The organism is Alcanivorax sp. DSM 26293 (assembly GCF_900107995.1).
Lineage (GTDB): Bacteria > Pseudomonadota > Gammaproteobacteria > Pseudomonadales > Alcanivoracaceae > Alcanivorax.
Genome location: NZ_FNUM01000013.1, coordinates 11,749 through 22,756, shown reverse-complemented (window position 1 = coordinate 22,756; position 11,008 = coordinate 11,749). Strand labels below are relative to the sequence as shown.

The 11,008-nt window shown below is 60.3% G+C and carries 9 protein-coding genes; all 9 read right to left on the bottom strand.

Annotation, left to right across the window (positions count from 1 at the left end):
• Position 1: 1 nt before the first annotated feature.
• The 9 genes from C4S63_RS16650 to rlmN all read right to left on the bottom strand — a co-directional run bounded on the left by C4S63_RS16650 (position 2) and on the right by rlmN (position 10,945).
• On the bottom strand, positions 2-2,071 hold the full coding sequence (locus C4S63_RS16650; RefSeq protein WP_235000063.1) for a TonB-dependent siderophore receptor: 2,070 nt from the start codon (positions 2,069-2,071) through the stop codon (positions 2-4).
• 86 nt (positions 2,072-2,157) lie between these two features.
• Complete coding sequence (gene der / locus C4S63_RS16645) at positions 2,158-3,564, bottom strand: ribosome biogenesis GTPase Der (protein WP_062817383.1); 1,407 nt, start codon at positions 3,562-3,564, stop codon at positions 2,158-2,160.
• A gap of 128 nt (positions 3,565-3,692) precedes the next feature.
• Complete coding sequence (bamB, locus tag C4S63_RS16640) at positions 3,693-4,832, bottom strand: outer membrane protein assembly factor BamB (RefSeq protein WP_062817384.1); 1,140 nt, start codon at positions 4,830-4,832, stop codon at positions 3,693-3,695.
• A complete protein-coding gene (locus C4S63_RS16635) occupies positions 4,832-5,473 on the bottom strand; it encodes a tetratricopeptide repeat protein (RefSeq protein ID WP_235000062.1) in 642 nt (213 codons plus the stop codon). Before C4S63_RS16635 ends, bamB begins: the two co-directional genes overlap by 1 nt.
• Before the next feature lie 177 nt (positions 5,474-5,650).
• Positions 5,651-6,919, bottom strand: coding sequence for a histidine--tRNA ligase (gene hisS / locus C4S63_RS16630; RefSeq protein ID WP_103918227.1), 1,269 nt, complete (start codon positions 6,917-6,919; stop codon positions 5,651-5,653).
• A 51-nt stretch (positions 6,920-6,970) separates the two neighbouring features.
• Positions 6,971-8,089 carry a flavodoxin-dependent (E)-4-hydroxy-3-methylbut-2-enyl-diphosphate synthase gene (ispG, locus tag C4S63_RS16625; RefSeq protein ID WP_062817386.1) on the bottom strand — a complete coding sequence of 373 codons (1,119 nt, stop codon included), beginning with the start codon at positions 8,087-8,089 and terminating at the stop codon, positions 6,971-6,973.
• Between the two features lie 20 nt (positions 8,090-8,109).
• A complete protein-coding gene (locus tag C4S63_RS16620) occupies positions 8,110-9,024 on the bottom strand; it encodes a RodZ domain-containing protein (RefSeq protein WP_103918226.1) in 915 nt (304 codons plus the stop codon).
• Positions 9,021-9,803, bottom strand: a complete 783-nt coding sequence (gene pilW, locus C4S63_RS16615; protein ID WP_062817388.1) for a type IV pilus biogenesis/stability protein PilW — start codon at positions 9,801-9,803, stop codon at positions 9,021-9,023. The genes C4S63_RS16620 and pilW overlap by 4 nt, the downstream gene beginning before the upstream one ends.
• Complete coding sequence (rlmN, locus tag C4S63_RS16610) at positions 9,800-10,945, bottom strand: 23S rRNA (adenine(2503)-C(2))-methyltransferase RlmN (RefSeq protein WP_062817389.1); 1,146 nt, start codon at positions 10,943-10,945, stop codon at positions 9,800-9,802. The genes pilW and rlmN overlap by 4 nt, the downstream gene beginning before the upstream one ends.
• Between the last annotated feature and the right edge of the window lie 63 nt (positions 10,946-11,008).

Here is an 11,008-nt window from a genome sequence, read left to right as displayed (position 1 = left end):
CCTAGATCCTCACCGCCAGTCCCAACCAGAAACGGTCTTCCTGATAACGGTTTTCCTGGAAGACCACGGGCTGCTTGTTCAGCGCATGCTGAACGACCCCTTTCCATTCCAGCTCCGTGCCGCCTACGCGATGCCGCAAACGCACCTGCAGGTCCACACGCTCGAACACATTGTCGTTGTAGTCGTTGGCGAGATAATAGGCGCTGGACAGGCCCCAGTTGTCGCTCAACTGCCAGGCCCACAGGGCACTGGCACTATCCCGGGCGGCCAGACGCCCTTCTGTCTTCTTGTTGACGCGGGTATGGATGTGGGCCCCGGTCAGTCTCAGTAAATGGTTCACGCCCGGCCGCCAACTCAACTGGGCTTCGGAACCCTGATGGTCCACACGGCCTTCGTTATTGGGCTCGAACTCGAAGGGGTTGAGGGCATGGCTGAGCAGGTCGGTGAGTGCTTCCTGGAAATAGCGCACATCCAGCTCCAGGCCGGAGAACTGCCCATAGTATCCCAGCTCCCAGGAGCGAATGCGTTCCGGCTTGAGCGTGCCAGGGCTGGTCTGGGTGATAAAGAAATTGGCCGGGGACCAGCCCAGCAGGGCTTCCGTATTGGCCGCAAAAGGCGGCGACAGCTCGCGGGCCCGAATATTGGTCCGCGCCTGGTCCTCATAAATATCCGGGGTGCGCAGGGCCTTGGAAAATACATAGCGGAAGCTGTGGCCCGGCGCGGCTCGCCAGTTCAGCCCCAGTCGGGGGCTGAAATGCTGCCCGGAAATGCGATCCCGCTCCCAATAGCCGCCCAGATTCAGGGTCAGCGGACGAAGCAGATCCACCGCCAGGTTACCGAAAGCGCGGTAGCTGACGTTGTCGTAGGTGCCGGACAGATAGCTGTCGGAGCTCACCCGGTCATGGCGCAAATTCAGGCCGCTGACCAACCGCACCCGGTCGCCCATCTGCAGGGTATCCTGGATTTCCAGGTCATAGCGTTCTTCCTCGATATCCAGCGCACTGCCGGCACAGAAAGGTGCATTGGCTGCCTGCAAGGTCGCGTAGCGGTTGGCGAAATCCGGATCCGTCTGGGCCGCCGCAAAGGTGGCCCCCACATCCCGATCATTTTCCAGATACAGCTCGCGCAGCTCCCGGGAAAACAGCACGCCCCCGCCCGGCCCGAACTGGCCGGTGAGCGGATCCCGGTAGCACACGGAAAAATCGGTCACATCCCGGGTGTACTGGCCATAGCTGGTCACTTGCAACTGGTGGGACTGATTGAAGGTGTGTTGCCACTGCACGGAGGCAAAGGTGCGCTGGCCCTGTTGCACCGGGTCCTGCTGGTAGCTGCCGAGATCCTGCACCCCCGCTTCCTGCTGGCGCTCCAGCCGGCTCTGACTGCCGCCGGCCTGCAGGATCAGGGTATTCTGGCCATCCAGTTCATGAACCCATTCCCCATTCAGGGTTTCAATCCGCTTGGCGTCGTTGATCTCGCGGCCTTCAAAGGATTCGTCGTAACCCTCATCGGCGCGCCGGGACAGGGACGCCCGCCAGGCACCGCTGTCCGTGCGGCCGGCAGCGGAGGCATAGCCATCACGGATGCCGTTATTGCCGCCCTGTATCGCCAGGGTGTGTTTGCTGATATCACGGGGATCGCGGGTAATGATGTTGATGACCGCGGTAAAGGCGTTGGCACCATAGGCGGCGGCGGCGGGCCCGCGGGTGACTTCGATGCGCTCCACATCACGGATGTCCACCGGCATGTCATTCCAGTTCACCCGTGCCAGGCCGGGCTGATACTGGCTACGGCCATCCAGCAGCACCAGCATGCGGCGTGAGTCCCGGGCCTGGGTGCCGTGGTAGGCCACCGTGGGCACGTTGCCATCCACTTTGACGGCTGACATGCCCGGCACCAGCCGCAGCACTTCATAAAGCTCACGGGCGCCGCTGGCTTCGATCAGATTACGGTCAATGACCGTGACGCTGGCAGGTGCCTCGGACTGGGGCTGGCTGAGACGGGCGGGGGTCAGCACCATGGCCGGGGCATCCGCCAGTGGCATCATGGGCTCCATGGCCTGCACGCTCTGCACACAGGCCACCACCAGCAAACCTTGCCCCCAATGTTTGCCCCACGATCCCCGACGTTTGATGCGACCCCCTCCCCCGTGCTGCGGGGTTACTTCTTGAAGCGCTTGATCATGCGCTTGCGTTTGTGCACCTGGCGATCCGTCAGTACGTTCTTGCGCCCTTCAAAAGGATTGGAACCGGATTTGAATTCCAGCCGGATGGGCGTGCCGTCCAGTTTCAAGGCTTCCCGGAAACGGTTCTCCAGAAAACGCTTGTAGCTGATCGGCAATGATTCGGTACGGTTGCCGTGCAGGATGATGGTGGGCGGATTGTTGCCGCCCAGATGCGCATAACGAAGCTTGGCACGGAAGCGGCCATTACGCGGCGGCGGATGGCCGGCGGTAATGCTTTCCATGATCCGCGTCATCTCGTTGGTACCCACCTTGATAAAGGCGGAATCCCAGGCTTTTTCGATCATGCCCCACAGATCGCCCACCCCGGTGCCATGCAGTGCGGAGATAAACTTGATCTTTACCCAGGGGGCGAATTCCAGGCGCCGTCCCAGCTCCACGCGCACCCGTTCCTTGTGGTCCGCATCCAGACCATCCCATTTATTCACGGCGATCATCAGGGCACGGCCACTATCAAGCACATAACCCAGCAGGTGCAGATCCTGGTCGGTGATGCCTTCACGGGCATCGATCACCAGCACCACCACCTGGGCCGCGTCCACCGCCTGCAGGGCCTTGATCACGGAGAATTTTTCCACCATTTCGGCGACCTTGCCACGGCGCCTTACCCCGGCGGTATCGATCAGGGTATAGGCCTTGTCCATGCGCTCGAAGGGGATCTCGATGGAATCCCGGGTGGTGCCGGCGTGATCGAAGACCACCACACGCTCTTCCCCCAGCATGCGGTTGATCAGGGTGGACTTGCCCACATTGGGTCGGCCCAGCACGGCCACACGAATGCTGCCGTCGTTGGTATCCACCGGTTCGCCCTGTTCATCGTAATAGGGCTCCAGGTCCGGAAAGGCCGCCAGCACGGTTTCGATCATGCTGCGCACACCCCGGCCATGGGCAGCTGCGATGGGCAACACCTCATTGAGGCCGAGGGTGTAGAAATCGGCCATGGCCGTATCCGGGTCGATGCCATCGGTCTTGTTCACCACCAGATAGGTGGGCTTGGGCAGCTTGCGCAGCTCCATAGCGATCTGCTCATCGGCGGCGGTCAGACCGGCCCGGCCATCCACCAGGAACAACACCAGGTCCGCCTCCCCCACCGCCATCAATGACTGCTCTGTCATGGGCGCATCAATGCCATCATCGTTCTCGCCGATACCGCCGGTGTCCACCACGGTGTACAGGTAGTCCCCCAGTCTGCCGTCACCGTACTTGCGGTCACGGGTCAGGCCCGGGTAATCCGCTACCAGGGCGTCACGGGTTCGGGTAAGTCGGTTGAACAGGGTGGATTTGCCCACATTGGGCCGCCCCACCAGGGCGATGACCGGTTTCATAGATGTCTCTGCAAGGATGTCTGGGCGCTATGGTAACGCAATTCGGTGATAGAGGCGGAGAGAAGAAAATCAGGAAAACAGGGGAAGGCACAGAGGGAGCGGCCACTGCACCGCTCCCTCTGTAAAGATTAACGTTCTTTCAGTTGGTACGCGGCCAGTTTGCCATCATAGCTGAGCACGTAGAGCACACCGTCGTAGCTGACCGCGGTGCCGGCAAAGCCATCACGATCATGGCGTTTGCGGGCGACGAGGCTGCCGTCATCCACATCCAGCCAGTGCAGGTAGCCCTCGAAATCGCCAACCGCCAGGTGGTTGCCTTGCACGGAGGTCCCGGTAAGACGGCGACCATAGAGCTTGTCCTGCTTCCACAGAACGCTGCCACTGCGCATATCCACTGCGCGCACCACGCCCTTGTCGTCTGCCACGAACAGGCTGCCATTGCGGGTGCTGATGGTCTGGGCGCTGGACATTTCCTTGTCCCAGTACGGACGACCGTTTTCCTGGTCGACCACAGCGACCTTGCCCTGGAAGGTCACCGCAAACACACCGCCGCCTTCCACGATCAGGTTACCGTCCACATCCACCAGACGATCCAGTTCGGAACGCCCGGTGGGCTCGGCAATACGCTGTTCCCAGAGGGGAACGCCATTTTCCAGATCCAGCGCCGCCAGCTTGGCATTGGCGAAGCCGGCATAGACTTTGCCGTTGTCCAGGGTAGGCTGCGCCAGGCCACGCAATGTCAGGGTCGGCACAGGGGTTTCATAGTCCCAGATCTGTTCCCCGGTCTCGGCATCCAGGCCATTTACATGGCCGTCCTGGGTCTGGAAAACCGCAATGCTGCCATCGCTGGTCGGGATGGCCAGGGCCTCACCGGATAACCGGGTGCGCCAGAGGGTCTCACCGGTTTCCATGGACAGGGCCACTGCCATGCCTTCACGGGTACCGTAGAGCACCATGCCGTAACCGGCATAAAAACCACCGGCAATGCGGTCTTCGGTCTTCACCCGCCACTGGCGCTTGCCCTCATCACGGCTGACCGCATAGACGTTGCCGAACACATCGCCGGCAAAGACCTGCTGTTCGGTCACCGCCGGGCGCAGGGACAACTGGCTGTCTTCCACCCCGTCACCCACACCTTCTTTCCAGAGCCGCTTGACCTTGTAAGTGGCCTCAAAGTCCGGCAGGTCATTGGGTTCAATGGCATTGGGGTTGGAGCTACAGCCGGCCAGCACCAGGCCGGCCAGCACGATGGGGAAAAGAAATTTCATCAGGAAGCGCTTTTCAAGTCGTCCAGTTTCATCTGCACACGGTCTTTTTCACCACCGTCCTGCAGGACATCCAGGGCCTGCGCATACAGATCACGGGCCTGCTCTGCCTCGCCCTGAGCCTTGGCCAGATCCCCTCTCAGCTCCAGCGCCATGCCATTGAAGGCGTCCGGGAAACGCCCGGAAAGCTCGGCATCGGCCTTGTCCCAGGCCTGCTGTTGCAGAAACACCCGCGCCAGACGCAGGCTGGCGGTGTAACTCAGCGCATCGGTGGCACCGTCATCCGCCACTGGCTGGAGCAAACTCACCGCCGTATCGTAATCGCCGTCCTGTACGGCCAGGCTGGCCTTGGCAAGACGCGCATAATCCGCATAAGCACTGCTGCCGAAATCCTCAATCAGCAGGTCTGCCTTGTCATTGATCACCGCCTTGTCCATGGGATTGGCAGACAGGGCTTCCAGCATGACCTGGTATTCGGTGGAAGCCTCGGCCGCCTGCTCACCCTGGTGGCCCTGCCACTGGCGCCAGCCGATCAGTGCCGCCACCGCCAGCACCACGGTGATGACTGCCGCAGTCCCGTTTTCCTGCCACCAGGCCTTGATGCGTTCAACCTGCTCTTCTTCGTCGCGGATGTAATCGACCACCCTGCTCTCCTTTCGTTTTTATTGCCGGGAAGCATTCTTCCCGACGCTTGGGTATTGCGTTTAGCCGGCATTGCCATTCACGCCGGCGAGGAACACGTTTTACACGGCGACACGATCAGCGCCGTCGCTGTTCCTGTGTGATCGCGTCATGACGTTTGCCGCCTGCCGCAAATCGTTTTATTCCAGAAATGATATCAGCGCGTTGGTGACATCGCCCTGGGCGACCTGTTTCTGTTCGGCCTGCCCACGTAACGGCTTTACCGTGACCACACCGCTGGCCAATTCATCTTCACCCATGATCAGGGCGACGGCGGCACCGCTGCGGTCCGCCTTTTTCATCTGGCTCTTGAAGCTTCCACCGCCGCAATGCAGCTGGATGCCGCGACCGGGCAAGGCATCGCGCAACTGTTCAGCCAGGGCCATGGTCGGTGCCAGCACATCGCCCATGGCCATCACATAGACGTCCACAGGGGCAGACAGTTCCGGCTTTTCCTGCTCAATCAACAGAATCAGCCGTTCCACTCCCATGGCAAAGCCTACACCGGGGGTGGGTTTGCCGCCCAGTTGTTCCACCAGACCATCGTAACGGCCACCGGCACACACAGTGCCCTGGGCGCCCAGCGCATCGGTGGTCCACTCGAACACGGTCTTGCCGTAATAATCCAGACCGCGCACCAGATAGGGGTTCACTTTATAAGCAATGCCGTTGGCATCCAGCAAGGCTTTCAGGCCGTCAAAGTGCTCGCGGGCATCGGCATTGAGGTATTCCGCCAGCTGCGGCGCATCCTGGAGCACTTCGCGGGTACCCGGATCCTTGCTGTCCAGTACGCGCAGGGGGCTGCGCTCCAGACGCTTCTGGGAGTCTTCATCCAGACGGTCGAAATGGGTTTTCAGGTACTCCACCAGGGCATCGCGATAGCGGGCACGGTCCTCACTGTCGCCCAGGGAATTGAGCTCCAGGGTGACCTTGTCCGCCAGACCCAGGGCTTTCCAGAGTCGGGCGGTGAGCAGGATCACTTCCGCGTCGATATCCGGGCCGCTAATGCCGAACACTTCCACACCGATCTGGTGAAACTGGCGGTAGCGGCCAGCCTGGGGGCGCTCGTGGCGGAACATGGGGCCGGTATACCAGAGGCGCTGGGTCTGGTTATACAACAGACCATGCTGCTCGCAGGCACGCACGCAGCTGGCGGTCCCTTCCGGACGCAGGGTCAGGCTGTCGCCGTTGCGGTCCTCGAAGGTGTACATTTCTTTTTCGACGATATCGGTGACTTCACCGATGCTGCGCTTGAACAGGTCGGTCTGCTCGACCACCGGCATGCGGATTTCCTGATAGCCGTAGCTGGCCAGCACGCCGCGCACCCGGTCTTCCAGCCACTGCCAAAGACCGGTCTGTTCCGGCAGGATGTCGTTCATCCCGCGGATGGAGGTAATCTTCTTGCTCACTGAATGTCCTTGGTAAAAAAGTCGGACGTCCGACTCGCGACGTCCGACTTGTTATTCGCTTCTGGCAATAATGCCTTTGGCTTCGTCTTCGCGCTGTTTCTTCACCTTGGCCCGCACCATGCGCTCCAGTTCATCGACCAGATTCTCCGCGGTCACATGGTGGCTTTTCTTGCCGTCTTCATAGGACAGGTTGTTGGGCGTGCCGCCGGTGAGACCCACATCCGCTTCCCGGGCTTCGCCGGGACCATTCACCAGGCAGCCAATGACGGCCAGATCCACGGACTCATTGATGTCTTCCAGGCGGGCTTCCAGCTCGTTGACGGTCTTGATCACGTCGAAGTTCTGCCGGGAACAGCTGGGGCAGGCGATGATATTCACGCCTTTCTTGCGCAGGTTCAGACTTTTCAGAATATCAAAACCGACCCGCACTTCTTCCACCGGGTCGGCGGCCAGGGAAATGCGGATGGTATCGCCGATGCCTTCCATGAGCAGTGCGCCCAGCGCCACGGCGGATTTCACCGTGCCGGAACGGAAGGTCCCCGCTTCGGTGACACCCAGGTGCAGGGGCTGCTCCAGCTGGGCAGACAACTTGCGGTAGGCCTGCAGGGTCATGAAGACATTGGAGGCCTTTACACTGACCTTGAAGTCCTGAAAATCATAGCGGTCGAGAATGTCCGCATGGCGCATGGCGGATTCCACCAGGGCATCGGACGTGGGCTCGCCGTATTTACGTTGCAATTCCTTTTCCAGGGAGCCGGCGTTGACGCCGATACGGATCGGCAATCCCTTGTCCTTGGCGCACTGAATCACTGCCTTGATGCGGTCCTCGCGCCCGATGTTGCCCGGATTGATACGCAGGCAATCCACGCCCCGTTCTGCCACGGCCAGAGCAATCTTGTAGTCGTAGTGAATATCCGCCACCAGCGGCACATCCACCTGCTGGCGAATTTTTCCGAACGCCTCGGCAGCCTCCATGCTGGGCACCGATACCCGCACGATATCCACACCGGCATCCTGCAAGCGACGGATCTGGCCAACCGTGGCGTCCACATCGCAGGTTTCGGTGTTGGTCATGCTTTGCACGGAGATGGGGGCATCGCCGCCCACCGGGACATTGCCAACAAAGATCTGACGGGTCTTGCGGCGCTGGATTTTGACTTCCGGTTCCATGGTGTTTCTGCCCTCGCGAATCAGGGAATGGAGACTCGCACAACTGTACCGGGGGAATTCGTCGGTAAGGTGACAACCTCACCGTTGAGGATCAATTCATCAACGGCACCGGCATCACCCAGGGTCAGGCTGAACGGCCCTTTGCCATCCAGCTGCAAAGAGGTGCCGCCCTGCTGCTCACCCTGGCGAAGGGTGCGGCCGGTGGCGTCCTTGACGCTGATCCAGCAGTTGCCGGAGAAAGCCATCAACAGGCGGTCCAGGCCGTTTTCGGCCAGCATGCTCGGGGCCGGTTCGTCGCTGCTTTCGACTCGGTCCGCACTGTCTGCACTCTCTACGCCTTCGCCGTCTACCGCAGCCCCGGCCTCTTCAGGCTGGTCGTCGTTGGCGGTATCGTCAAGGGATTGAGGGGCGAGCGGGTCACCGGCGCCCTGCTCCGGGGCCGGCTCCTGCTCACTGGAAAAAGGGCCAGTTTCGCCGCCGACCTCTTCATCGGCCGGAACAGACGCACGCTCTTCCGGTGTATTCATGCCAGAGTTGGACAATGGCGCCAGCGCTTCCTCTTCCGGCCACAGCCAGATCAACAACGCCACCACGACCAGCAGCGCCACCACCGCCAGCAACGGCTTGCGCCACACGGACGGCGGCGGGGCCATCTTGGGCAGATCCAGCGGCTTGTCGAAGGCATCATCGTTCACCATCTGCTGGAAGGTGTTGGCGATTTCATCCGCCGGCAGTCCCAACAGCTTGGCGTAATTTTTCAGATACCCTTTAACGAAGGTTGCTTCGGGCAGACGCTCGTAATCATCGGCCTCCAGAGCCACCAGGTAACTCTGGGAAAGGTGCATGCGCTTTGCCGCTTCGGCAGGGGTCCAGCCCAGTGCCTCACGGGCTTTGCGACAACGTTCACCCGGTAGCACGACCATGTTATCGCTCATTTCCCGCTCTCCTGAGAGGCTTTCCAATTCTGCCACTCGCGGTATTCCGCTGAGCGACGATAGATATTTTCCAGTGCCAGCTCATAGCTGGACTGCTGATCCGCGTACCCCAGATCGCTGGCAAGGCGAATGCCCAGCCATAGTGACCGGGCACTCTGGCGGCCACTGCGCTGCAGATACTGCTGGTAATAATCCCAACCCAGACGCATACGGTCCTGCCGGAAATACAGCTCCGCCAGTTCCAGATTCGGCATCACGGCCCGGGGGTCGAGGCGAATGGCTTTCACAAACGCCTTTTGTGCCGCCTCGTCATTACCGAGCTGGCGGTAACAGCGGCCTATATTCGACCAGGCACTGCCGCGGCCCTGGTAGGACGGGTCGTTCGCGGCGCGCTTGAACTTTTCCAGCGCTTCCTGATAAGCGCCCCGGCTGTAAAGCATGGTGCCGTAGTTGTTCAGCGCCGGCGCGTAATCACGATCTGCCCGCAAAGCTTTTTTGTAGTGGAATTCTTCCCGCTCCGGGTCATTCTCGTATTTGTAGAGCAGAGCCATGGCATTGTGCGCCACGGCGCTGTCATCTTTATGCTCAAGAGCCCGGGAGAAATGACGACGGGCCTCGGCAGGATCGCCTTGCTGCAGGTACTGCAGCCCGGCCGCCACGCGGCTGCTCACCGCATCATCCAGATTGACTTCCCGTTGCCCCGATTCCACCGTTACACACCCGGTGGCCAACAGGCCTGCGATCAGCAGACCTGGAAAAACCCGAAAAAAACGTCTCATTGCGCTTGCGCTGTGTTGTTATCGGTTTGTTCGGAGCGATGAAAAATGGATTGCTTCCAGCGCTCACTGCGCCGGGTCCGATCTTGCACCTGCCCCACCAGCTGACCACAGGCGGCATCGATATCGTCACCGCGCGTTGTCCTTACGGTGGTCAGCAATCCATTGTCATTCAGGTACTTATGAAATTCCAGAATATCGCTTTTCCGTGACCGTTCGTAACCGGCATGGGGAAAAGGATTGAACGGGATCAGGTTGACCTTCACCGGAATACCGTTAAGCAGCTTGACCAGCTGACGGGCATGTTCCGGTTTGTCATTCACATCACGCAGCATCACATATTCCATGGTAATGGTGTTGTGACGGTGGGTGATGTTGTCGCTGTAACGCTTGCAGGCCGCCATCAATTCTTTCAGCGGGTACTTGCGATTCAGCGGCACCAATTCGTTGCGCAGCTCGTCATTGGGTGCATGCAGGCTGACTGCCAGCGACACATCCAGATCCTGGCTGAGCTGGTCCATCCTCGGAATATGGCCGGAGGTGGACAGGGTAATGCGCTTCTTGCCGATACCGTAACCCAGGTCATCTTTCATGATGCGCATGGCGGTAAGCACATTGTCATAATTGAGCATGGGCTCGCCCATGCCCATCATCACCACATTGGTGATGGGGTGTTCGCCGAGATTGCGACGGGGACCGAAGGCACGGCTGGCCTGCCATACCTGGCCGATGATCTCGGCGCTGGTCATATCGCGCTGGAAACCCTGCTTGCCCGTGGAGCAGAAGCTGCAATCCACGGCACAGCCCACCTGGGACGACACACACAAGGTGCCACGGCGACCATCAGGAATAAAAACGGTCTCCACAGAACCACCACCGCTCAGTTCGAACACCCATTTGCGGGTGCCATCGCGGCTGATGCTCTCATGGGCGACCTCCGGGCCACGGATTTCCGCCACCTCGGACAGTTTCTGGCGCAATGCCTTGCCCACATCGGTCATTTGCTCGAAGGAATCCGCCTGATGGTGGTGGATCCATTTGAGTACCTGCTGGGCACGAAACTTCTTCTCGCCCATCGCCAGGAAGAATTCTTCCATTTGCGGACGGGAAAGACCGAGCAGATTGACCTTCTGTTGGGTTGTCATTGCATTCTCCAGTAGGAAACCGGGTTTCCTTTAAACGCCAACCACGGCCAGAGGCCGTGGCTG